This window comes from Streptomyces sp. NPDC054834 (assembly GCF_053611185.1).
Genome location: NZ_JBSGZV010000004.1, coordinates 127,343 through 150,709 on the forward strand (window position 1 = coordinate 127,343; position 23,367 = coordinate 150,709).

At 71.6% G+C, this 23,367-nt stretch carries 19 protein-coding genes and 1 pseudogene; 12 read left to right on the forward strand and 8 right to left on the reverse strand.

Going from position 1 to position 23,367, the window contains the following annotated elements:
• Positions 1-16: 16 nt before the first annotated feature.
• Positions 17-346 carry a WhiB family transcriptional regulator gene (locus ACWGJM_RS07860; protein ID WP_453410772.1) on the reverse strand — a complete coding sequence of 110 codons (330 nt, stop codon included), beginning with the start codon at positions 344-346 and terminating at the stop codon, positions 17-19.
• A 381-nt stretch (positions 347-727) separates the two neighbouring features.
• Between ACWGJM_RS07860 and ACWGJM_RS07865 the strand changes: the two genes are divergently transcribed.
• From ACWGJM_RS07865 to ACWGJM_RS07880, 4 genes are all read left to right on the forward strand, one after another.
• Positions 728-1,339 (forward strand): response regulator transcription factor, encoded by a 612-nt coding sequence (locus ACWGJM_RS07865; RefSeq protein ID WP_003948568.1) that lies wholly within the window; start codon positions 728-730, stop codon positions 1,337-1,339.
• Between the two features lie 497 nt (positions 1,340-1,836).
• A complete protein-coding gene (locus tag ACWGJM_RS07870; RefSeq protein ID WP_361447966.1) occupies positions 1,837-2,424 on the forward strand; it encodes a sigma-70 family RNA polymerase sigma factor in 588 nt (195 codons plus the stop codon).
• Between the two features lie 169 nt (positions 2,425-2,593).
• Entirely contained in the window at positions 2,594-4,102 is a 1,509-nt protein-coding gene (guaB, locus tag ACWGJM_RS07875; RefSeq protein ID WP_453410773.1) for an IMP dehydrogenase, read from the forward strand.
• A gap of 381 nt (positions 4,103-4,483) precedes the next feature.
• On the forward strand, positions 4,484-5,608 hold the full coding sequence (locus ACWGJM_RS07880; RefSeq protein WP_453410774.1) for a GuaB3 family IMP dehydrogenase-related protein: 1,125 nt from the start codon (positions 4,484-4,486) through the stop codon (positions 5,606-5,608).
• Between the two features lie 177 nt (positions 5,609-5,785).
• On the opposite strand, the gene ACWGJM_RS07885 is transcribed toward ACWGJM_RS07880, so the two are convergent.
• Both ACWGJM_RS07885 and ACWGJM_RS07890 read right to left on the reverse strand, forming a co-directional pair.
• Complete coding sequence (locus ACWGJM_RS07885; RefSeq protein WP_453410775.1) at positions 5,786-6,313, reverse strand: hypothetical protein; 528 nt, start codon at positions 6,311-6,313, stop codon at positions 5,786-5,788.
• 180 nt (positions 6,314-6,493) lie between these two features.
• The gene (locus tag ACWGJM_RS07890) at positions 6,494-7,702 is read right to left on the reverse strand and encodes a nucleotide sugar dehydrogenase (protein ID WP_453410776.1); all 1,209 of its coding nucleotides are present in this window, start codon (positions 7,700-7,702) and stop codon (positions 6,494-6,496) included.
• 291 nt (positions 7,703-7,993) lie between these two features.
• Here ACWGJM_RS07890 and ACWGJM_RS07895 point away from each other — a divergent pair, with 291 nt between their 5' ends.
• The 5 genes from ACWGJM_RS07895 to ACWGJM_RS07915 all read left to right on the forward strand — a co-directional run bounded on the left by ACWGJM_RS07895 (position 7,994) and on the right by ACWGJM_RS07915 (position 18,466).
• Positions 7,994-9,700: a glycerol-3-phosphate dehydrogenase/oxidase gene (locus ACWGJM_RS07895; RefSeq protein WP_453410777.1), complete on the forward strand. Its 1,707-nt coding sequence runs from the start codon at positions 7,994-7,996 to the stop codon at positions 9,698-9,700.
• A 306-nt stretch (positions 9,701-10,006) separates the two neighbouring features.
• Positions 10,007-12,157, forward strand: coding sequence for a serine/threonine-protein kinase (locus ACWGJM_RS07900; protein ID WP_453410951.1), 2,151 nt, complete (start codon positions 10,007-10,009; stop codon positions 12,155-12,157).
• Between the two features lie 164 nt (positions 12,158-12,321).
• Complete coding sequence (locus ACWGJM_RS07905; RefSeq protein WP_453410778.1) at positions 12,322-14,847, forward strand: protein kinase; 2,526 nt, start codon at positions 12,322-12,324, stop codon at positions 14,845-14,847.
• Between the two features lie 147 nt (positions 14,848-14,994).
• Positions 14,995-16,791 carry a serine/threonine-protein kinase gene (locus tag ACWGJM_RS07910; protein ID WP_453410779.1) on the forward strand — a complete coding sequence of 599 codons (1,797 nt, stop codon included), beginning with the start codon at positions 14,995-14,997 and terminating at the stop codon, positions 16,789-16,791.
• Between the two features lie 76 nt (positions 16,792-16,867).
• Complete coding sequence (locus tag ACWGJM_RS07915; RefSeq protein ID WP_453410780.1) at positions 16,868-18,466, forward strand: serine/threonine-protein kinase; 1,599 nt, start codon at positions 16,868-16,870, stop codon at positions 18,464-18,466.
• A 109-nt stretch (positions 18,467-18,575) separates the two neighbouring features.
• Here ACWGJM_RS07915 and ACWGJM_RS07920 read toward each other — a convergent pair whose 3' ends face one another.
• The 4 genes and pseudogenes from ACWGJM_RS07920 to ACWGJM_RS07935 all read right to left on the reverse strand — a co-directional run bounded on the left by ACWGJM_RS07920 (position 18,576) and on the right by ACWGJM_RS07935 (position 20,201).
• On the reverse strand, positions 18,576-18,794 hold the full coding sequence (locus tag ACWGJM_RS07920) for a hypothetical protein (protein ID WP_453410962.1): 219 nt from the start codon (positions 18,792-18,794) through the stop codon (positions 18,576-18,578).
• Between the two features lie 75 nt (positions 18,795-18,869).
• Positions 18,870-19,021 (reverse strand): annotated as a pseudogene (locus ACWGJM_RS07925) (site-specific integrase); the annotation flags it as partial.
• A gap of 129 nt (positions 19,022-19,150) precedes the next feature.
• On the reverse strand, positions 19,151-19,333 hold the full coding sequence (locus tag ACWGJM_RS07930) for a DUF397 domain-containing protein (RefSeq protein ID WP_453410781.1): 183 nt from the start codon (positions 19,331-19,333) through the stop codon (positions 19,151-19,153).
• Positions 19,334-19,346: 13 nt separating this feature from the next.
• Positions 19,347-20,201: a helix-turn-helix domain-containing protein gene (locus ACWGJM_RS07935; RefSeq protein ID WP_453410782.1), complete on the reverse strand. Its 855-nt coding sequence runs from the start codon at positions 20,199-20,201 to the stop codon at positions 19,347-19,349.
• A 237-nt stretch (positions 20,202-20,438) separates the two neighbouring features.
• Here ACWGJM_RS07935 and ACWGJM_RS07940 point away from each other — a divergent pair, with 237 nt between their 5' ends.
• Complete coding sequence (locus tag ACWGJM_RS07940) at positions 20,439-20,927, forward strand: ATP-binding protein (protein ID WP_453410783.1); 489 nt, start codon at positions 20,439-20,441, stop codon at positions 20,925-20,927.
• On the forward strand, positions 20,915-21,547 hold the full coding sequence (locus tag ACWGJM_RS07945; RefSeq protein ID WP_453410784.1) for a Uma2 family endonuclease: 633 nt from the start codon (positions 20,915-20,917) through the stop codon (positions 21,545-21,547). Before ACWGJM_RS07940 ends, ACWGJM_RS07945 begins: the two co-directional genes overlap by 13 nt.
• Here the strand turns inward: ACWGJM_RS07945 and ACWGJM_RS07950 are convergent.
• Positions 21,457-22,371 (reverse strand): AraC family transcriptional regulator, encoded by a 915-nt coding sequence (locus tag ACWGJM_RS07950; RefSeq protein ID WP_453410785.1) that lies wholly within the window; start codon positions 22,369-22,371, stop codon positions 21,457-21,459. The two genes, ACWGJM_RS07945 and ACWGJM_RS07950, sit on opposite strands and share 91 nt — an antisense overlap.
• Positions 22,372-22,442: 71 nt before the next feature.
• Between ACWGJM_RS07950 and ACWGJM_RS07955 the strand changes: the two genes are divergently transcribed.
• Positions 22,443-23,345, forward strand: coding sequence for an MBL fold metallo-hydrolase (locus ACWGJM_RS07955; protein ID WP_453410786.1), 903 nt, complete (start codon positions 22,443-22,445; stop codon positions 23,343-23,345).
• Positions 23,346-23,367 lie beyond the last annotated feature (22 nt).

The window sequence follows — 23,367 nt, forward strand, 5'->3', positions numbered from 1 at the left end:
ACGCAGAAACGTTCCTTCAATCGTTCGGGGCGGTGTCCCCGCTGGTCGACGACGCCGACACCAGCCGGTTCCGTGCCCGCCCCATGAGCTCCTCGCGCTCGTCCTCGGTCAGGCCGCCCCACACGCCGTACGGCTCGCGCACCGCCAGGGCATGTGCCGCGCACTGCGCGCGGACCGGGCACCTCATGCAGACCTCCTTGGCCGAGTTCTCTCGAGCGCTCCGAGCCGCCCCGCGCTCGCCCTCCGGATGGAAGAAGAGCGAGCTGTCGACCCCGCGGCAGGCAGCCAGGAGCTGCCAGTCCCACAGGTCCGCGTTCGGTCCGGGAAGGCGGGAGAAATCTGCCATTGCGTGACCCCTTGTAGCCGTTCTTGGCGGATACGGTGCCAACGACCGTACATCTCCGGTCTAAGGAGATGAAAATATGACTCATTGCGAATCTAGCCCCAGACACCGAAAAACGGTACGAAAAAGGGCTGAATGGGGCATGGGTTGTGATGAAAAGTTGAGGGTCCGCCGGGCATGTCTGCTCCGTGTCGGCACCCTCACGTAGAGTGCCGAAGATGGCATGCAGCCCCGTAACTCTTTCGAGTGACCGTCGTTGAGAGTGCGGAGGCGGTTGAAAACACAAGTGCTCGGGCAGGCGTCCGAGACGTTCGACCGCACAGGTGACGATTCCGTACCAGCCTGGAGGCTCAAGGTGACGCGCATCAGCTGCGGAGGGCGGCCATGACATCCGTCCTCGTCTGCGACGACTCCCCGCTTGCCCGAGAGGCGCTGCGCCGCGCGGTCGCGACCGTGCCCGGCGTCGAGCGCGTTACGACCGCGGCCAACGGCGAGGAAGTCCTCCGCCGCTGGGGAGCGGACCGCTCGGACCTCATTCTGATGGACGTGCGCATGCCCGGCCTGGGTGGCGTCGAAACCGTGCGCCGGCTGCTGTCCGCAGACCCGGGCGCGCGCATCATCATGCTCACCGTCGCCGAGGACCTCGACGGCGTGGCCCTCGCCGTCGCCGCCGGCGCCCGGGGTTACCTGCACAAGGACGCCTCCCGCGCGGAGCTGCGGGCCACGGTGACCCAGGCCCTCGCCGACCCGACCTGGCGGCTGGCCCCGCGCCGGCTGCGCTCCGCCGAGATGGGCGCCGCGCCCACTCTCACCGCGCGCGAGATCCAGGTCCTGGAGGGCATGAGCCACGGCCGCTCGAACGCCGAGATCGGCCGCGAGCTGTTCCTCTCCGAGGACACCGTCAAGACCCACGCCCGGCGCCTGTTCAAGAAGCTCGGAGCCTCGGACCGGGCGCACGCGGTCGCGCTCGGCTTCCGGTGGGGACTGGTCCGGTAGGGCGGTGAGCCCTGGGGCCTGTGACGAAAGTCCCGTCGCCCGCCCGAAGGGCGGGCCCGGCACCCGTCACGACGGGGGTGCCCCCGCGCGAGGCCGTTCGAGTGCGGGGGAGGCTGATGCCGCGGTCGGTGCGTGCTCTCGGCGTGCCGACGCGCAGGTCCCCGTACCGATGCCCGTACCGATGGTGGCCGAGCGGGCCGGGCGTCGCCGGACCGTCGGCACCTTGCGGCCGGTGGTCGAGGGGACTTTCGCGACGGGCCCTGACGGGGGTGCCCGGCGGCTGTCCGAGCCGCCCGGTGGAGAGGCCTGTCGGGTGACCGACGCTCGTTTCGCCGCGGATGCCGCATCCTTGAGTTGTGGAGTTCCTCGGGGACGAGTCGGTCGAGCGGAAGGGGAGGGCGCAGGGAATGAGTGCCGGCGCACCTGCTCATAACGCTTCGGTGCACAACCACGAGCACGATGCGACGGACCGGACGGCCGCAAGGCACCATGGACCGATGCGCGACGACGAGGCGGGCACGGCTCAGGGGACGTTCGGTGCGCTCGTGCATCGCGCCGTCGACGGGGACGAGCAGGCCACGCACGACCTGCTCGCCCATGTGCACCCCCTCGCGCTGCGCTACTGCCGCACCCGTCTGTCCCGGCTCCCGGGCGACGCACGCCACTTCGTGGAGGACCTCGCGCAGGAGGTCTGCGTCGCGGTCCTGCTCGCCCTGCCGCGCTACCGGGACACCGGCCGCCCCTTCGAGGCCTTCGTCTTCGCCATCGCCTCGCACAAGGTCGCCGACCTCCAGCGTGCCGCGATGCGTCACCCCGGCTCTACGGCCGTCCCCTCGGACGAGATGCCGGAGCGCCCGGACGACTCCCTCGGCCCCGAGGAGCGCGCCCTGCTCAGCAGCGACGCCGAGTGGGCGAAGAAACTGCTGGCCAACCTCCCCGAGAACCAGCGCGAGCTGCTGCTGCTGCGCATCGCGGTGGGCTTGACGGCGGAGGAGACGGGTCAGATGTTGGGAATGTCACCCGGCGCGGTCCGGGTGGCTCAGCACAGGGCGCTGAGCCGGTTGCGGGCGCTCGCCGAGCAGTAGGCAACCGCTGGTGGCCCACGGGGCCGTAAGCGCCTTCCTTGAACAGGCGGCCGGCTCATTCCGTACGAACATACGAAGCTCGGGGTCCTCCGGAACCGTGGAATTTGCTAGCCGCGCTTCCCGTTAGCATGGACATCCGCACCGATCAAGGCCATTTGGGGAAGGTGTCATGACTGCCAACGTCGACGGAGTGCCCGGTAAATTCGCGACGCTCGGGCTGACCTACGACGACGTGCTGCTGCTGCCGGGCGCGTCGGACATGGCACCCGACGAGATCGACACCGCCTCGTACGTCTCCAAGAACGTGCGGGTCAACATCCCGCTGCTGTCCGCCGCCATGGACAAGGTCACCGAGTCGCGGATGGCGATCGCGATGGCCCGTCAGGGCGGCGTCGGCGTGCTGCACCGCAATCTCTCCATCGAGGACCAGGCCAACCAGGTCGACCTGGTGAAGCGCTCGGAGTCCGGCATGGTCGCGGACCCCATCACGGTGCACCCGGACGCCACCCTCGCCGAGGCCGACGCGCTGTGCGCCAAGTTCCGCATCAGCGGCGTGCCGGTCACCGACCCGGCCAAGAAGCTGCTCGGCATCGTCACCAACCGTGACATGGCCTTCGAGACCGACCGTTCGCGCCGCGTGCGCGAGGTCATGACGCCGATGCCGCTGGTCACCGGCAAGGTCGGCATCTCCGGCGTCGAGGCGATGGAGCTGCTGCGCAAGCACAAGATCGAGAAGCTGCCGCTGGTCGACGACGAGGGCGTCCTCAAGGGCCTGATCACGGTCAAGGACTTCGTCAAGGCGGAGAAGTACCCGAGCGCCGCGAAGGACGCCGAGGGCCGCCTGCTCGTCGGCGCGGCGGTCGGTGTGGCCGGTGACGCCTTCGAGCGCGCCCAGGCCCTGATCGAGGCCGGTGTCGACTTCATCGTCGTCGACACCGCGCACGGCCACTCCCGGCTGGTCGGCGACATGATCGCCAAGATCAAGTCCAACTCCTCCGGCGTCGACGTCATCGGCGGCAACATCGCCACCCGAGACGGCGCCCAGGCGCTCGTCGACGCGGGCGCCGACGGCATCAAGGTCGGCGTCGGCCCGGGTTCGATCTGTACGACCCGTGTGGTCGCCGGCGTCGGCGTTCCGCAGGTCACGGCCATCTACGAGGCCGCGCTCGCCGCCAAGGCGGCCGGTGTCCCGGTGATCGGCGACGGCGGTCTCCAGTACTCCGGCGACATCGCCAAGGCCCTGGTCGCGGGCGCCGACACGGTGATGCTGGGCTCCCTGCTCGCGGGCTGCGAGGAGTCGCCGGGCGAGCTGCTGTTCATCAACGGCAAGCAGTTCAAGTCGTACCGCGGCATGGGCTCCCTGGGTGCCATGCAGACCCGCGGCGACCGCAGGTCGTTCTCCAAGGACCGTTACTTCCAGGAGGGCGTCGCCTCCGACGAGCAGCTGATCCCCGAGGGCATCGAGGGCCAGGTGCCCTACCGCGGCCCGCTCTCCTCGGTCGTCCACCAGCTGGTCGGCGGTCTGCGCCAGTCGATGTTCTACGTCGGCGGCCGGACGGTGCCCGACCTCCAGGAGAACGGCCGCTTCGTCCGGATCACCTCGGCGGGCCTGAAGGAGAGCCACCCGCACGACATCCAGATGACGGTCGAGGCGCCGAACTACAGCAGCAAGAGGTAGCTCGCGCGTTCCAGGGGGCGGTTCCGGAGTGCCCGGGCCGCCCCCTGCCAATATCGGGGATACTGGAAGGCGGTCAACTGCCCGGCGCCGAAGCGTCGAGCTTGCGCTACGTAGCACCACTGGCTGTGGTGAGCCGTTCGCGTCCGGTCCTCGCGAGGACAGAGGCCGTTGACTGGGCCCCGCGCCTCACACGGTCCATGCCACGTGAAAACCGGGTCCACCGGCCCGGGGGCCGGGCTTGTGCCTTACGGTGGCTCGCGTGTGGGGAGCAACATCGTGTCAGGACGGTCCCCTCATGGGGCGGATTCGACCTGATGTTCACCGATCGTGGACACCGGGGCCGGATAGAAGCCGCGAAAAGCAGAGGGAAAGGCCACAGACGTGACTGAGATCGAGATCGGGCGCGGCAAGCGCGGCCGCCGGGCGTACGCCTTCGACGACATCGCCGTCGTCCCCAGCCGCCGTACGCGGGACCCGAAGGAGGTCTCGATCGCCTGGCAGATCGACGCCTACCGTTTCGAGCTGCCCTTCCTGGCCGCCCCCATGGACTCCGTCGTCTCCCCGGCCACCGCGATCCGCATCGGTGAGCTGGGCGGTCTGGGCGTGCTCAACCTCGAGGGCCTGTGGACGCGGTACGAGGACCCGCAGCCGCTGCTCGACGAGATCGCCGAGCTGCCCGCCGAGGCCGCGACCCGTCGCCTTCAGGAGATCTACACCGCTCCCATCAAGGAGGAGCTGATCGGCGCGCGCATCAAGGAGGTGCGCGACTCCGGCGTGGTCACCGCCGCGGCGCTCTCCCCGCAGCGCACGGCCCAGTTCTCCAAGGCGGTCGTGGACGCCGGTGTGGACATCTTCGTCATCCGGGGCACCACGGTGTCGGCGGAGCACGTCTCGTCCTCGCACGAGCCGCTGAACCTGAAGCAGTTCATCTACGAACTCGACGTCCCGGTGATCGTCGGCGGCTGTGCCACCTACACCGCGGCCCTGCACCTGATGCGCACCGGCGCGGCCGGCGTCCTGGTCGGCTTCGGCGGCGGCGCCGCGCACACCACGCGCAACGTGCTGGGCATCCAGGTCCCGATGGCCACGGCCGTGGCCGACGTGGCCGCCGCCCGCCGCGACTACATGGACGAGTCCGGCGGCCGGTACGTGCACGTGATCGCGGACGGTGGCGTCGGCTGGTCCGGTGACCTCCCGAAGGCGATCGCCTGCGGCGCGGACTCGGTGATGATGGGCTCCCCGCTGGCCCGCGGGACGGACGCGCCCGGCAAGGGTCACCACTGGGGCATGGAGGCCGTCAACGAGGAGCTGCCGCGCGGCAAGAAGGTCGACCTCGGCACGGTCGGCACCATCGAGGAGATCCTCACCGGCCCGTCCCACTTCCCCGACGGCTCGATGAACTTCTTCGGTGCCCTGCGCCGCGCCATGGCCACGACCGGCTACAGCGAGCTGAAGGAGTTCCAGCGGGTTGAGGTGACGGTGGCGGACAGCCAGCACAAGCGTTGACGCTCCGCCGGTTCGGCGGTTCGTTCATCCGCGGGGCGGTGGGGGCTGGTCGCGCCCACGCGGCGGCAGCCGCATATCAGAACGGCCCCGCGCCCCTGGCGGGGCGCGATTGCGCATGATGCGAAGGGCCCGTCCACTCAGGTACTCAGGTGGACGGGCCCTTCGCATGCTCTGTTGTCAGGCCGCGGCCTTCTTGGCGCCCGAGAACGCGGCGAACGCGGCGATCGCGAAGAAGACGAAGGTGAGCGGGTCGGCGTCTGCCTTCCAGGCCTCCTGGACGAGGCCGAAGTGCTGGAAGAACAGCTTCGAGAAGCTCACGCCGATGGCGTCGGCGCCGATCATGGCCTCGCCGACCAGCTGGCCGATGTAGACCGAGCCCAGCGCGAGCACCGCGCTGACGACTCCGAGGGCGGGGTTGCGGCCGCCCACCCTGCCCGCCGCGAGGCCGATGACGAAGCCGACGCCGACCGCGGCCCAGCCGATCTCGTGCTTGGTCAGGCCGATGACGACGCCGTAGAGGGCGGCGGCGACCAGGGCCGCACCGAGGGCCGCCACCAGGCCGAGGCCGACGTTGTCCTTCTGCGGCGGCGCAGGCGGTACCGGCGGGGCGAACGGGGCCCCGGCGGGCGCCTGCTGGGCGTACGGGTTGGCGTCGGCCGGCTGGGGCTGCGGCTCGGAGTGCGGCGGCGGAGCTGACTGGCTCATGACAGGAATCCCCCCGAAGTAAGGCAGAGCTGGATGGCGTTGCGAAGGTGCACGGCTGTGCGACGAGTGGGGACATTAGCAGGCACCGGCGACAACACCGACGGGGATTTTCGTCCAGAACGACGGCGTTATGCGCCCGGAACGACGGCGTTATCGACCCGGAACCCCCGCTCGGCCCGCTCAGAGCCGGTGCGCGGTCCCCGCCGGCGTCGCCCCCCGCGTGTCCAGCAGCAGCTGGGCCTTCACCGCCAGGCCCTGGAGGTCGTACGTGCGGTGCTGCTGGAGCAGGATCGTGAGGTCGGCCTCGGCGACGGCCTCGTAGAGGGCGTCCGCGCGCGGGACCGGGCGGTCCAGGACGCTCCACGAGCCCACGTACGGGTCGTGGTAGCTGACGGTGGCGCCCAGCCCCATCAGCCGGACGGCGATCTCCTGCGCGGGCGTTTCCTGCTGGTCGGCCAGGTCGGCCTTGTAGGTGACGCCCAGCAGCAGCACACGCGCGCCGCGGGCCGACTTGCCGTGCTCGTTGAGCAGCGCGGCGGCGCGCTGGACGACGTACCGGGGCATCCGGCTGTTGACCTGCTGGGCCAGTTCCACCATGCGCAGATTGCGGCCGGTGTGCCCGGTCAGGTCCTGCGCGAGCCCGTGGCCGCCGACGCCCGGGCCCGGCCGGAAGGCCTGGAAGCCGAACGGCTTGGTCTCCGCGCAGCGGATCACGTCCCACAGGTCGACGCCCAGGTCGTGGCAGAGCACGGCCATCTCGTTGACAAGTGCGATGTTCACGTGCCGGTAGTTGGTCTCGAGCAGCTGCACGGTCTCCGCCTCGCGCGGGCCACGCGCGCGTACCACCTTGTCGGTGAGCCGCCCGTAGAAGGCGGCGGCCGACTCGGTGCAGGCGGGGGTGAGACCGCCGATGACCTTGGGGGTGCCGGCCGGGGTGAAGTCCCGGTTGCCCGGGTCGACGCGGCTGGGGGAGTAGGCGAGGTGGAAGTCGCGGCCCGCGCGGAGTCCCGAGCCCTCCTCCAGCAGGGGGCGGAGGAACTCCTCCGTCGTGCCGGGGTGCACGGGCGACTCCAGGATCACCGTGGTGTGCGGACGCAGCCGCTGCGCCAGGGTGCGGGCGGCCGTCTCGACCTGGCCGAGGTCGAGCCTGCCGTCCGCCCCGCGCGGGGTCGGCGCGCAGATCACGGCGGTGCGCACCCGCCCCAGCGCCGCGGGGTCGTCGGTCGGCCGGAAGCCCCGTGCGAGCATCCGGCGCAGTTCGGCGGGGCTGAGGGAGCCGGAGTCGGGGCCGGCGGCGTATCCGAGTGTGGGGATTCCGGCGGCGACGGCGGCCTGGGCCAGGGGGAGTCCGTAGGGGCCGAGTCCGATGACGGCGAGGTCTGCGGGCATGTGGCGTGAGCCGTCCTTCCCAGTAGCCGAAGCGGGACAGGTGCGCAAGCCCGGTGGACAAGATGGACGGGCGCAATGTCAGACTAGGAGTAAATATGACCTTGATGCGGGATTGCGTTCTTGTGTCTTCCGCGTCTTCCGCTGGTCACACGCCGGTTGTCCACAGGCTGGGGGCGAGTGGTGGCTGAAGTGGGGCAAGCCGGTCAGAATTTTGGGCATGGGGGAGAGGAACCGGGCTTCGCCCACCGGGTGCGGCCGACGCGACCGATGACGGAGTAGCGGGAGGCAGCGGTGAGGACAGCGACACTGGGGCCGGCGCAGCGCGCCGAGTCCCTGGCGGCCATGGCCGAGCGTGAACTGGACGTACTGGTCGTCGGTGGCGGCGTGGTCGGCGCGGGTACCGCGCTGGACGCCGTCACCCGCGGTCTGTCCACGGGACTGGTCGAGGCCCGCGACTGGGCGTCGGGCACCTCCAGCAGGTCCAGCAAGCTCATACACGGAGGCCTGCGCTATCTGGAGATGCTCGACTTCGCGCTCGTCCGCGAGGCCCTGAAGGAACGTGGGCTGCTGCTGGAGCGCCTCGCCCCGCACCTGGTCAAGCCGGTGCCGTTCCTGTACCCGCTCCAGCACAAGGGCTGGGAGCGCTGGTACGCCGGGTCGGGCGTCGCCCTCTACGACGCCATGTCGATGGCCCGCGGCCACGGCCGGGGCCTTCCCATGCACCGCCACCTGACCCGCAGTCACGCCCTGCGGGTGGCGCCCGCCCTGCGCAAGGACGCGCTGGTCGGCGCCCTCCAGTACTACGACGCCCAGATGGACGACGCCCGCTTCGTGGCGACCCTCGTGCGCACGGCGGTGTCGTACGGCGCCCGCGCCGCCAACCGCGCGCGCGTGACGGGATTCCTGCGCGAGGGCGAACGGGTCGTCGGCGCCCGGGTGCAGGACGTCGAGGGCGGCGGCGAGTACGAGATCCGCGCCAAGCAGGTCGTCAACGCCACCGGTGTGTGGACCGACGACACCCAGGCGCTGGTGGGCGAGCGGGGACAGTTCCACGTCCGTGCCTCCAAGGGCATCCACCTGGTCGTCCCCAAGGACCGCATCCACTCCACGACAGGGCTGATCCTGCGCACGGAGAAGTCGGTCCTGTTCGTCATCCCATGGGGCCGGCACTGGATCCTCGGGACCACCGACACCGACTGGGACCTCGACAAGGCCCATCCGGCCGCCTCCAGCGCCGACATCGACTACCTGCTGGAACACGTCAACTCGGTGCTCTCGGTGCCCCTGTCGCGCGACGACGTCCAGGGCGTGTACGCGGGGCTGCGTCCGCTGCTCGCCGGGGAGTCCGACGCGACCAGCAAACTGTCGCGGGAGCACACCGTGGCGCATCCGGTGCCCGGGCTGGTGGTCGTCGCGGGCGGCAAGTACACGACGTACCGGGTGATGGCGAAGGACGCCGTCGACGAGGCGGTGCACGGGCTCGACATGCGGGTCGCCGAGTGCGTCACCGAGGACGTCCCGCTGCTGGGCGCGGAGGGCTACCGTGCGCTGTGGAACGCGCGCGCCCGGACGGCCGCGCGGACCGGGCTGCACGTGGTGCGGGTGGAGCATCTGCTGAACCGGTACGGCTCGAACGCCGAGGAGGTCCTGGACCTCATCGCCGCCGATCCCGGGCTCGGCGAGCCCTTGAAGGCCGCCGACGACTATCTGCGCGCCGAGGTGGTGTACGCCGCTTCCCACGAGGGCGCCCGGCACCTGGACGACGTGCTCACCCGCCGCACCCGCATCTCCATCGAGACCTTCGACCGGGGCACCCGCAGCGCCCGCGAGGCCGCCGAGCTGATGGCTCCGGTACTCGGCTGGGACAAGGACCAGATCGAGCGCGAGGTCCAGCACTACGAGAAGCGGGTCGAGGCCGAGCGGGAGTCGCAGCGCCAGCCCGACGACCTGACGGCGGACGCGGCGCGGCTGGGGGCGCCGGACATCGTGCCGTTGTAGGCCGACGGGGGCCCGCGCCATTCATACGGCCTGATTGCGTACGGCCCGATGTCATCCGGCCTGATATGGGGTCAGGGGCGGGGCGCGCGGGCGCCGGTGACGCCGGTATGGCCGTGAGTGTCCGTGGTGGCGGCATTTCGGCTCGTGCCTTGTCGCCACCCATCATCCCGAAATGCCGAACCCGCACCTCACCTGGCCCGCACGTCCCACGGGCCTCCGGCGGAGTGCGGGGCCCCCTGGGCGTCGAGCACTTGTCGGGTGAGGGACAATGGAGGCTCTGTCAGGGCGGGTTGCATGAGGGGACGCATGTCGGAGGCGGAGCGGGCGGGGACACCCCGTCAGGAGACTCGTCAGGACAAGAACGAGGGGCGTCTTCTCGCGGGTCGGTACCGGCTGGGGGACGTACTCGGCCGCGGCGGCATGGGCACGGTGTGGCGCGCCGAGGACGAGACCCTCGGGCGGACCGTCGCCGTCAAGGAACTGCGGTTCCCGACGAACATCGACGAGGAGGAGAAGCGGCGCCTGATCACGCGCACCCTGCGCGAGGCCAAGGCGATCGCCCGGATCCGCAACAACAGCGCGGTGACGGTCTTCGACGTGGTCGACGAGGACGACCGGCCGTGGATCGTGATGGAGCTGGTCGAGGGCAAGTCCCTCGCCGAGGTCATCCGCGAGGACGGCGTGCTGGAGCCCAAGCGCGCCGCGGAGGTCGGGCTCGCGATCCTCGATGTGCTGCGTTCGGCGCACCGCGAGGGCATCCTGCACCGGGACGTGAAGCCGTCCAACGTGCTCATCGCCGAGGACGGCCGGGTCGTGCTCACCGACTTCGGCATCGCGCAGGTCGAGGGCGACCCGTCCATCACCTCGACCGGCATGCTCGTCGGCGCGCCCTCCTACATCTCCCCGGAGCGTGCCCGCGGCCACAAGCCGGGCCCCGCGGCGGACCTGTGGTCGCTCGGCGGCCTGCTCTACGCGGCGGTCGAGGGCGCACCGCCCTACGACAAGGGGTCGGCCATCGCCACGCTCACCGCCGTGATGACCGAGCCGCTGGAAGAGCCCAAGAATGCCGGCCCGCTCAAGGACGTCATCTACGGGCTGCTCAACAAGGACCCGGACAAGCGGCTCGCCGACGCGGGCGCCCGGGCACTGCTCGACGCGGTGATCAACGCGTCCGGTCCGGACGCCATGGACGCCACCCGCGTCGTTCCGCTGCCGGCGCAGCCCGGCGGGGCCGGCGACAAGGGCGGGGCGGGCGACGGCGGTTCGGGCAAGGAGCCCGGGGAGAAGCTGCGCGGGGCACTGCGTTCCGTCCGCAAGGCCGTGGCGGCGGGGACGGCCACTTCGGGCTCCGCGTCGCGGACGAAGAGCGGCAACGGCAGCAGCGGTGGCAACGGCGGCAGCGGTGCCGGTGCCGGAGCGGCCGCGGCGTCCGGTGGGCCGGCTGCCGGGAAGCCCTCCGCGAGGAAGTCGACCGGTGCGGCGGCCGGTGCCGCGTCCGGGGCTTCGTCGTCGCCCTCGTCCTCATCCCCGTCTCCATCCTCATCTCCGTCCCCGTCTCCATCCTCGTCCGTGCCGGTGCAGCGGTCGGGTGAGGGGGCCAAGAAGCCGAGTTCGGGGTGGCCCGTGGTGCCGCCGCCGGACCTGGATCTGCCGCCCAGGCCCGTGCCCAGGGCACCGCTCACCGACGTGGTGCCCAAGCGGACGCTGGTGATCATCGCGGTCGTCGTGGCGCTCGCCGTGCTCGGCACGGTGCTGGCCCTGATGTTCGGCGGTGACGACAGCGACTCCTCCAAGGGCGCGAAGAGCGGCGGCGGCAAGGCCGTGGCGAGTGCGAGCGCCGGCGGAAGCGCCGGCCGGAGCTCGGGCGCCGACACCAAGGAGGACAAGGGCGGCGGCACGAGTACGGACGGTGACGATTCCGCGTCCACCACGACCGGCACGGCCACGACCTCGGGCGCGGCCGCGAGCGCTGCCGACAGCGAGGGCGACAAGGGGTCGTCGGGTTCCGGCGGTGGCTCGAGCGCGTCGGCGGTGTCGACGTACAAGGGCGGTCAGGGGTACTCGATCGAGTTGCCCAAGGGCTGGAAGTTCCAGTCCACCAGCGCCGCGGGAGACCGTTTCACCGGGCCCGACGGGCAGAAGCTGCTCGTGGCCTGGACGAACACGCCCAAGAACGACCCGGTGGCGGACTGGAGGAACCAGGAACGCTACATGGTGCGCGCGCAGTACAAGCGGATCCGCATAGAGTCCGTGGGCTACCGCGGGTGGAACACGGCGGACTGGGAGTTCACCTACGCCGAGGGCGGGACGAAGTACCGGACGATCGACCGCGGATTCGTCGTCAACAGCCATCAGGGGTACGCGCTCATGTACACCGCGAAGGCGGCCAAGTGGGGCGGCGAGCTGCGCAAGGACACCTGGAAGACGCTGACGACGTCCTTCCAGCCGAAGAAGTGAGCTGATCCGGAGCCGGTTCGGGGCGGGAGAATCCGGCATCCCTCAATGCAGGTTGCCTCTGGCACGTATCGTGAGTGGTTGTGGACCGTACGCATCCAGGTATGCGTACAGAACGGGCCGCGCCGCGAGCGGATTTGACCAACCGGGTGTCCGGGGGAGGCACTGTGGACGACTATGCGGGTCGGGTACTCGCCGACCGCTACCGCCTGCCGCTGCCGCCCTCCGACGAGTACGAACTCACCGAGACCCGGGCCTTCGACACCTACAGCGGGCAGGAAGTCCTGGTCCGTCAGGTGCCGTTGCCGGAGATCGTCGAGGCCGAGGTGCTCGACGCGGAAGGGCTGCCCGACGGTTTCACGGCACGTCAGAGCGGTGCGCGGCGGCCCCCGGCGGCCCGGTCCGCCACCCGGCGGCCCGCCGACCCGGCGGTACGGCGTGCCGTCGAGGCCGCGCAGGCCGCGGCCCGCATCCCCGACCACCCGCGGCTCGACCAGGTCTTCGACGTGTTCGCCGAGGGGGGCTCGCTGTGGATAGTGAGCGAGCTGGTGGCGGCGCGTCCGCTCGCCGCGCTGCTGGCGGAGCGGCCGCTGACGCCGTACCGGGCCGCGGAGGTCGCCTCCGACGTCCTGATGGCGCTGCGGGTGCTGCACGGCCACGGCTGGGTCCACCGCAACATCACCGCACGCACCGTCCTGATATGCGACGACGGGCGCGTGATGCTGACCGGTCTCGCGGTCGGCGCGGCGGAGGAGGCACTGTCCGGGTACGACCCGGTGCCCGCCCAGGACGGCTTCCCCGAGCAGCCGACCGGGGATGACACCGAAGGCCTCGCTGGTCCCGTCGCCCCGGGAACCCCCGGTGGGGCGGCTGCCGGCGAGGTGGATCCCGAGGCCGCCCGGCGCGCCGCGATCCAGGCCCGGGCGGCCGGGGGACTCGCACCCGGCGCGGAGGAGGCGGGTGCCGGTCCGGGCCCGGGGGCGCCGGCCCACCGGGCGCTGGAGAGCGGCGGGGACATCAGAGCCGCGCGGGCCGGGGCGATCGCCGCGTACCGCGCGGGTGCGCGGGCCGCGGCGCGCGTGCAGGAGGCCCAGCAGAACGGACGGGCCGCACTGCCCGGCGCCCGCCCGCCCGCCGAGGACGACACCGGCGTCACGGCCCAGGCGAACGGCTCGGCCCAACCGCCGTACGTCGTCCCGGGGCAGGGCACCGACCAGCGGACCGGCACGACGCCCCCCGGCCAGATCGCCGACCCCTACGGTGTGCGGGCCGCGTCCTGGCACGGCGCCGTCCCGCACAGCGCCCCCGAAGCCGCGCCCCCGGCCGTGACCGGAGGTCAGCCGCGCACGGCGCTGCCCCCGGGCGAGACCACCGCCATGCCCCTGCCCGCCCCCGGTGAGCCCCACTGGGGCGCCCCGGCCCGCCGCACCCCCTCCGCCCCCGCCACTCCCCTCGCCGCCGAACGGGCACGGCAGGTGCGGATGACCGTGGTGGGGCCGGTGACCGAGCGGTGGGCGCCGGAGCAGGCCGGGCCGGTGCACGAGAACTGGCAGTTGGCGGCCCCCATCGGCCCGGCCACCGACCTGTGGGCGCTCGGCGCGCTGCTCTTCCGGGCCGTGCAGGGACACGCGCCGTACCCGGAGGAGTCCACGGCCGAGCTGGTGCAGCTGGTGTGCGCGGAACCGCCCGCGTTCGCGGAGGAGTGCGGGCCGCTCAGGCCGGTGGTGGAGTCGCTGCTGCGGCAGGACCCCACCGAGCGGCTCGACTTCGAGGAGCTGGGCGGCTGGCTGCGCTCGCTCGTGCGTTCCGCGCCCGAGCCGGAGGCCGGTACGCACGTGATAGCGGCGCCGCCTCCCGACCCGAGCCGGCTGCCGATCGTGCGCCGGCGCGGCGAGCTGGTGCGCAGGCGGCGCGCCGGGCTGCCCGCGACCAGCGCGCACGGCCGGCACAAGCGGGCCAGGCAGGAGGTGCGCTCGCCCCGCAGCCTCGGCCGCACCCTGCTGTTGCTGATACTGCTCCTGCTGGCCGGCGCGGTCGCCTACGCCATGCTCTTCATGCCGAAGTCCGAGAACAGCGGCGGAGCGGCGAGCGGCGACCGTACGGGAGCCGCGGGGGATGCGAGCCAGGCACCCACCCCCAGCGGCTCGCCGTCGTCGGCCGGGACCTCGCCGAGCACGGATCCGAGCGCCTCCCGGTCGGCCCCCTCCACCGAGACCCAGACCACCACGAACCCGGACGTCGCCGACGGGTTCACCCTGAGCAAGGACTCCGAGGGCTTCCAGGTCGCCGTCGCCAAGGGCTGGACCCGCACGCCCAAGAACGGGCGCGGAGAAGTCGTCTACTCCCACGGGAACTTCGAGCTCATCGTCGTACCGGGGCGGGACAGCGGGGCGAAGTACGGCAGCGACCCGATGGCGTACCAGCGGGACAAGGAGAGCGAGCTCCAGCCCTACCGCGACTCCAGCTGGGCCACGGCCACCGGACTCAGGACCATCGAGGTGGGCGGGCGGACCATGGCCGAGGGGCAGTTCACCTGGACCGACGGCCAGGGACGCGACCTGTTCGTACGCAACATCGCGATCCTCATCGACGGCCGCTACCACATCGTGCAGGTCCGAGGCCCGGAGGCGGAGCGGGACGAGGTGACGCGGCTGTACGAGCAGGCGACGGCTACTTACCGGTACACCGGGTGACGCAGGACCGCCGCCCCATGGTTGCCTCCGGTCCCACAAAGCGAAAACCGTCACAGTGCTGTCTCCATGACCCCCCGCTTGTTCCCTGTCGGCAGGTGGGTCCTTAGTCTGACCCTGTCAAGAGCATTGCGGGGCAACGTGAATCAGATGCAGGGCCTGCTCATCGCGGGCCGCTACCGGCTCGCCGATTCCATCGGCAGCGGCGGCATGGGCCGGGTGTGGCGCGCCCACGACGAGGTGCTGCACCGGACGGTCGCCGTCAAGGAGTTGACCGCCGCGCTCTACGTGTCCGAGAGCGACCAGGCCGTCCTGCTCGCCCGTACCCGGGCCGAGGCCCGAGCCGCCGCGCGCATCAACCACTCGGCCGTCGTCACCGTGCACGACGTACTCGAGCACGACGGCCGCCCGTGGATCGTGATGGAGCTGGTCGAGGGCAACTCGCTGGCCGACGCGGTCAAGGAGCAAGTGCGCCTGGAGCCGCGCGAAGTGGCCCGCATAGGCCTGTGGGTGCTGCGCGCGCTGCGTGCCGCGCACGGCGCCGGGGTGCTGCACCGGGACGTCAAGCCGGGCAACGTCCTGCTCGGCCGTGACGGCCGGGTCCTGCTCACCGACTTCGGCATCGCGCAGATCGAGGGCGACACCACCATCACCCGTACCGGAGAGGTCGTCGGCTCGGTCGACTACCTCGCCCCCGAGCGGGTGCGCGGCCACGACCCGGGCCCGTCCTCCGACCTGTGGGCGCTCGGCGCCACCCTGTACACGGCGGTCGAGGGCCGCTCGCCGTTCCGCCGCACCTCGCCGCTGACCACCATGCAGGCGGTCGTCGAGGAGGAGGCCACCGAGCCGCAGTACGCCGGTCCGCTCGGGCCTGTCATCACCGCTCTGCTGTCCAAGGACCCGGCGCAGCGGCCCGGCGCGGACGAGACGGAGCAGATGCTCGCCGAAGCGGCGGAGGGGCGGCGGCCGAGCGCTGCGCAGGCCTTCGTGCCCACGCGGCACGACGGTTCGTTCACGGGGACGGGGCCGGAGTACCCGGCCGGGTCGGGGTCCCAGTACTCCGCCGGGTCGGAGTCCCAGTACTCCAGCGGGTCGGGGTCCCAGTACTCCAGCGGGTCGGGGTCCCAGTACTCCAGCGGGACGGGAACGCCGTACCCGCCGGAGACGGCGGCGCCCCCGTACAGCCAGGGGCACAGCTACGGACAGAGCCACAGCCAGGGCCCCGGCACCACGCCGACGGCGGTCGGACCCCCGGCCGTCACCCAGCCCCCGGCGGCCGCCCGTCCCCGGCGCCGCCGCCTGCGTATGCTCGCCCTCGTCGTCGCCTTCGCCGCCGTCCTCGGCGGGGTCGGCGCGGTGGCGTGGCAGAAGTACGACTCCGAGAAGCAGCAGGACGACAACGCCTCCGGCGCCGCACCGGCTCCCGGCGACTCGGCCTCCTCTTCCTCGGCCCCGGCAGGCGGCATCCCGGCCGGCTGGGTCACCAAACACGACCCGCTGGGCTTCAGCATCTCCGTGCCCTCCGGGAGCTGGACGCGCTCGGCGGACACCTTGGACGGCGGCATCAAGCAGATCGACTACTCGCCCGACGACGGCAAGCACTTCGTCCGTATCGCCATCGACGCCTCACCGGACTTCCTCGACGCCAACTCGCACCAGAAGAACCTCGAGGAATACCTCCGGCAGCACCTGGTCGACTACCAGCAGGTCACCCTGAGGGCCAACATCTACCGGGACCTCAAGGGCTCCGAATGGGAGTACACCTGGAACGCGCTGGCGAAGGACCCGCCGTACGTGGCCGGGCCTCGGCACGCCATCGAGGAGACGTACTTCTCGCGGGAGGGCACCGAGTACGCGATCTACATGTCCACGCCCGAGAAGGACTGGTTGAAGACGAGCAGGCAGTTCAAGTGGGTGCTTCAGAGCTGGCAGCCGCCCGCCTCCTGACCTTTCGGGCGTCGGTTGTCGGCCAGCCGGGCGTACGGCCCGGAGCGGTCGCGTCCGTGTGGGGCATGATGGGCCCATGGGGACCGAGGGGGACGACTTCCGTGTGATCGCGGGCCGGTACCGCCTGGAGGCGCGGATCGGGCGCGGCGGCATGGGAGTTGTGTGGCGGGCGACCGACCAGTTGCTGGGCCGCCGGGTGGCGGTCAAGGAACTGGCCCTGGAGGCTTCCCTCTCGGACGACGAGGCACGGCAGCAGCGCGACCGCACCCTGCGCGAGGCCCGGGCGCTCGCCCAGTTGCGCCACCCGCACATCATCGTCGTGCACGACGTCGTGGAGGACGGCGAACGCCCCTGCATCGTCATGGAGTTGATCGACGGCGGTTCTCTCGCCGACCGGATCGCGGCGCACGGCCCGGTCGACGCGGCCGAGGCCGCCCGGATCGGCATCGACCTGCTGAGCGCGCTGCGCACCGCGCACGAGGCCGGCGTCCTGCACCGGGACATCAAGCCGGCCAACGTGCTCGTCGAGTCCGGCACGGACCGTATCGTCCTCACCGACTTCGGGATCGCGCAGGTCTCCGGGGCCACGACGCTCACCGAGACCGGCTCCTTCGTGGGCTCGCCCGAGTACACCGCGCCCGAGCGGATGTCCGGGGCGCGGACCGGACCCGCGTCCGACCTGTGGTCGCTGGGCGCGCTGCTGTGCGCCGTGCTGAGCGGCGAATCGCCGTTCCGCCGGGACTCGCTGGGTGGCATCCTGCACGCCGTCGTCGCCGCCGAGATCCACCCGCCCGCGCAGGCCGAGCCGCTGCTGCCCGTCGTACGGGGTTTGCTGGAGCGTGATCCGGACCGGCGGCTGGGCGCGGTGGAGGCGGAGCGGATGCTGCGGGCGTTCCGGAAGACCGGCCGCACACCGCAGCCTCCGGTGCCGTACACGCCGACCCAGCGGGACGTCCCCCGCCACGCACCGCAGCCCGCGCCCCCGCCGCAGCCACCTCCGGCCGGGCACTCCACGCGGGGCGTGCTGGTGGCGGCGCTGCTGGTCGCCGCGATGGCCGGGGCGGGCGTGTCGGCGGCGGCGCTGCTGATGCACCGGGGCGGCGGGGACGGGGGCGGTACGCCGACGAGCTCGGCGCCGGGTACCACGACGAGTGCGTCCGCCTCACCCACCCCCACGGTCACCGTGACCCGGAGCGCCGCCACCAGCCCGGCCGCCGCGAACTCCCACAGCGCGCCCTCCGGTTACCGCCTGGTGCGGGACCCGGCCGGCTTCTCCCTCGCGGTGCCGGAGAACTTCACCCGGGACCCGCAGGGCGAGCGCGTCTTCTACATGTCCCCGTGGGAGACCTTCCGCCTCGGCATCAAGGCGGCCGACCCGCAAACCGGCGGCCCGCTTGCGGTGATGCGCCGCTCCGCCGCCAACGGCTCCAGCACGAACCCCGGTTACCACGACGGCCGGGTCACGCGGACCACGCACGACGGAAACCCCGCCGCGCTCTGGGAGTTCACCTGGAACGGCTTCAGCTCGGCGGAGGGCCCCAGGCACACCTACGACCTGTGCTGGGAGGAGGACGGCCGGATGTACGACGTGTGGGTGTCGGCGCCGGTGGGGAAGGTCGCGGAGGCACGGGAGTACTTCGACGTCGCGGTCGACACGTTCGCGCCCTCCGACTGACCAGCGGCTACCTGAGCCGTCCCGCGAGAGCCTTCACGAGCTTGGTCCTCGCCACCTCCAGCGCGAACTGCCCGCCGTCGCCGTCGCCGTCGGGCACGGGCTTGGCGTACTAGGGCAGGCCACGCCGGCGCCACTTGGCCGGAGTGAGGTCCTGGGGCAGCTCGGGAAGCGGCAACTCCCACGGCCCGAGCCGAAGCTCACCGCCCCAGACACCGGCCGGCAGCGCGGCCACCGGCACACGCACCACGAAGTCACCACCGGGGTGCGAGACCTGACGGACGGGGAAGCTGCTGGTGCCACCGCTCTCACGTTCCGTCAGCTCGACCACCAGGGCACCCTCCGGGTACGCGGCGAGCGTGCACCGCCCGGTGACCTCCAGCTCGGTGGGCGCGTCGGCGGCCCAGGCCCTCGTTTTGGAGGGCAGCGAGGTGAGCCCGCTGGCGGTGGTGCGTTGGAGTGCGCGGCGGATGGCAGCGGTACCCGCGTCGAGGTGGAGGTTTCCCAGTGCAGGCCGAGGAGTTCGCCCTTGCGGAGTCCGGTGTGGAGGGCGAGTCGAACAGCGTAGGTTGCTGAGCCCCGCTGCATCGAGATCCCTGGACGCGATTGGCAGATATGGGCCAGGCCCAAGCGCAGTGACCTGCGGTTTTGTTGGCCAGTCCTGGCGCATATCTGCCAATTGGTGAGTCATTGTGACTCGCGGAGAGCGGCTATCAGGGCGCCGAGTTGGCCAGGGCCGGTGGTGAGGATGGCTTCCGGGGTGTCGCTTTCGCGGAGGAGGATCGTTCCGGCGGGGGTGGTGGCGAGGTAGATGCAGGCGGAGGCCTCCTGGCTGTACGTGGACTTCTGCCAGTGCAGTCGATCGGGCACGGAGTGCTCTCCTTCAGAGGTCTTGGGCCAGTTGGGTGATGAAGTCGCGGGATTTCGCCGGAGGCAGCGCGGCTTGCTGGATGCGGTCCAGGATCAGACGGTAGCGCTCCAACTGGGCGGGCGAATCGATGAGTTCGGCACCGTGGTCGGTGTCGAGCTGGACGGTGTCGAGCTGGGCCACTGGACCGTGGAAGTAGTCGATGCCCTGGCCCGAGGTGTGGAAGGGGCCGCTGTCGAAGAGGATCACGGTGATGGTGACGTGGTCCAGCTCGCCGATCTCATTGAGGTGATCGAGCTGGGCCCTGACGGTGGTGCGGTCGCCGACGCGCATGCGCAGAGCGGCTTCGTGAATGATCGCCGTGTAGGACGGGGGTTGCTCGCGGTGGAGGATCTCCTGGCGCTTGATGCGGTGCGAGACGCGGTGCTCGATCTCGTGGGGCTTCAGTGGTGGCACCGAGTGGCTGAACAGGGCTCGGGCGTGGTCGGGGGTCTGTAGAAGTCCCGGGATGTTGATGACGTGTGCGACGCGCAGCGCCGTAGCGTGGTGTTCGACCTCGGTGAGGTCCAGCATGCGAGGCGGAAGGACGTCCCGGTACTCCTCCCACCAGCCGCGCCGGCGCTCGCCGGTCATCGCGGCGAGGGCCTCGATCAGGGGCTCGTCGGTGCAGTCGTAGTGGCGGGCGATGGCGCGTACCCGGTCGGCGCTCACACCGTAGCGTCCTGCCTCGATGTTGCTGACCCGTGACTGCGTGGCGCCGACGAGCGCGGCGGCCTGTGTGGCGGAGAGGTCGGCCCGCTCGCGCAGTCTGCGTAGCTCAACACCCAGTCGGCGGCGCCGGGCGGTGGGCAGGGGGCTTGGCTGCGGCATGGCTCCGGTTCCCGTTCGTACACGTGGCGTGCGGGTCACTCGCACGGAGGAAATAGGGACTACATTCCCTAGCTTCCATGGAATGTAGTCCATGGAACGCTCTACGGTGAGACACGCCCGCTCAATCGACCCCGCCGTCAAGCCGGAAGCGCACCGCGCCGCACCCGACCGCGCGCGGCATGACACCGCACGGCCGGGCCGTCGAGCGAACCAAGTTCCCCCACGCAGGAGGCGTTCATGGTCACCGTATCCCCGTCGGTGTGCGAAGCGGCCCCAAAGTGGTCGTACGCCCTCCAACTGCCCCATGATCCGCGTGCCGCGCGCATCGCCCGGGTTACCCTGCGGGCCGTACTGACCGGGCACGGCGTCCCGCAACTCGGCTACCCGGCGGAGCTTTTGGCGTCGGAGCTGGTCACCAACGCCTACCGGCACTCCACGGGACCCGCGACCTTGCGTCTGCGCGGGCTGGGCGGTGGCCGGCTGCGGGTGAGCGTCTGGGACACCAACCCGCACATCCCGCCGCCCTTCGACAGAAAGCCCAGCCCGGTCCACCCCGTCCCGGTCGACGCGGACGGTGGGCGCGGGCTCTTCCTCGTGTGCCACTACGCGGACGCGTGGGGCGGCTACCCGCTCGGCGACGATCTCTTCGGGCGGGGCGGGAAGCTGTTGTGGTGCGAGCTGGGGCTGCCGGGCGAGGAAAGGGCGGACGCGGCATGGGCGGTGTGACCGGCGCGTTCGGCGACATGCTCCGGATCGTCGAGGAGCTGGACACGCCCGTCGGCTACAAGGCCGAGCTCATCCGGGGGAAGATCGTCCTGTCACCGTGGCCGAAGCTGCGCTACATGAAGGCGATGAGGTCGCTGCGGTTCCAGCTGGAGTCCCATGTCCCGGGAGGGCATGACGTCGATGCCGCGCCCTTCCTTTTCACCTTCTCTGGCTGCGAGCGTGCGTACGGACCGGCTCTGCACGTCGCCGACGAATCCGCCTTCGAAGCCGAAGGCCGGCACGCCGACGGTGCCGCCCTCTCCCTTGTCGCGGAGCTGACCTCGGACTCGACCAAGGACGCCGACTGGCTCGACAAACTGGAGACGTACGGGCGGGTCGTGCCCGTGTACCTGTTGCTCGACATGCATGTCCAGGAGATCAACGCGTTCTGGGGCCCGTCCCAAGGGCTACCGGTCCCGGACCAACGTTCCCTTCGGGCGGCCCCTGCACGTGCCCGCTCCCTTCGACTTCGAGTTGGACACCTCGGAGTTCATCCAGCCCGAACGCCCTGCCGATACCTCCCCGGAGTGACTCCGAACTCCCGGCTGAACGCATGTGACAGGGCGTACGGGCTGGCGTAGCCGGAATCGCGGGCCACTGTGGCCAGGGGGGCGTCCGTGTCGCGGAGGCGGGTTGCCGCCAGGGTGAGGCGCCACCAGGTGAGGTAGGCCATGGGCGGCCGGCCCACCAGGGAGGTGAAGCGGCGGGCCAGGGTCGCACGGGAGACGCCCGCCTCGGTGGCCAGGCGGGCGTTGGTCCAGGGGGCGGACGGGGCGGCGTGCAGGGCGCGCAGGGCCGCTGTGGTCACCGGGTCGGACAGAGCCGCCGACCAGGCGCCGGTGCTCGCCTCCGTCAGCCACGCCCGGACCATGTAGACCAGCAGGAGGTCCAGCAGGCTCGGCAGGGCGAGGGTCGCGCCCGGGCGGTCGCCGGTCAGTTCGCGGGCCAAGAGGTCCACCGCGGCGCGGAGTTCGGGGTGGGCGCCGATCCGGTTCCGCAGGTGGACCACCTCGGGCAGTTCCGCCATCAGCGGGTGCACCCGGGACCGGTCCAGGCGGTACTTGCCGCACAGCAGCTCCACCTCGGGGCCGGCCCCCGCCCGCCGTACGTCCGCCTCGGTCACCTCCTCGAACGGCACCGCCCGCCGCACATCCCCCGCCGACAGCGGCCCGTCCGCCAGCACGTGCCCCACCCCGTGCGGCAGCAGCACCACGTCACCCGTGCCCAGCGTCACCGGATCGCCGCCCCCGTCGGGCAGCAGTACGCAGCCGCCGCCGAGGACCACATGGAAGCCCGCCCCCTCGTACGCGGACAGCCGCACACACCACCGCCCGCGCACCCGCAGCCGGTTGGAGGACGGCCGCCCGGTGCGGACGGCGGAGATCGCGTCGCTCACCACATCCATGAGACGTCAGCGTATCGGCGTGAGCCTTGCGGGCATTGGAACGCTCACGCCGTGCTCCTAGCCTCCCAGTCATGGCTGAAGACAGCGTGCAGAGATTCGTGATCGGTGATGTCGAGGTCCTCCGGATCGTCGAATGGCAGGGCCCCTTCGTGCCCGCGCCCGACCTCGTCCCGGGCGTCGGACCCGAGCTGTGGAAGGAGTACGAGGAGCAGCTCGCCCCCGACCACTGGGAGCCCGGCAGCGACCGGGCGGTGGCCGCGATGCAGACCTGGGTGCTGCGCAGCGGCGGGCGGACCGTGCTCGTGGACACGGGGGTGGGCAAGGGGCGGGAGCGGCCCGGGAATCCGCTCTTCCATCAGCGGCAGGGCGACCTGCCGGGGCGGCTGGAGCGGGCCGGGGTGCGGACGGGTGACGTCGATCTCGTCGTCAACACCCACATCCACGCCGACCACGTCGGCTGGAACACCCACGACGCCGGCGGCGAATGGGAGCCCACCTTCCCCAACGCCCGATACCTCCTCCCGGCCGCCGACGACTTCCACTTCGGGCCGGACGGCGGTTACGGCGGGGGCGAGCGCGTGGACGACCGGCTCGTGTACGAGGACAGCGTGGCGCCCGTGCACCGCGCGGGGCTGGCCGTCCGCTGGGAGGGGGAGTACCGCATCGACGAGCACCTCACCCTGGAGGCCGCCCCGGGCCATACCCCCGGTTCGTCCGTGCTCAGGGTCGCCTCGCGCGGCGAACGCGCCGTCTTCGTCGGGGACTTGCTCCACAATCCCGTGCAGATCCTTCATCCGGAGTGCAGCAGTTGCTTCTGCCTCGACCCGCGGCAGGCCGCCCGGAGCAGGCAGCGGGTCCTCGAACGAGCCGCTGGGGATGGGGAGTTGGTGATACCGGCGCACTTCGGCGGGGGAGGCGCCGTGGAGGTGCGGCGGGTGGGTGGCCGGTTCTCCCTGGGCCGCTGGGCGGGCTGACCCCCTCCGCGTCGACAAGGGT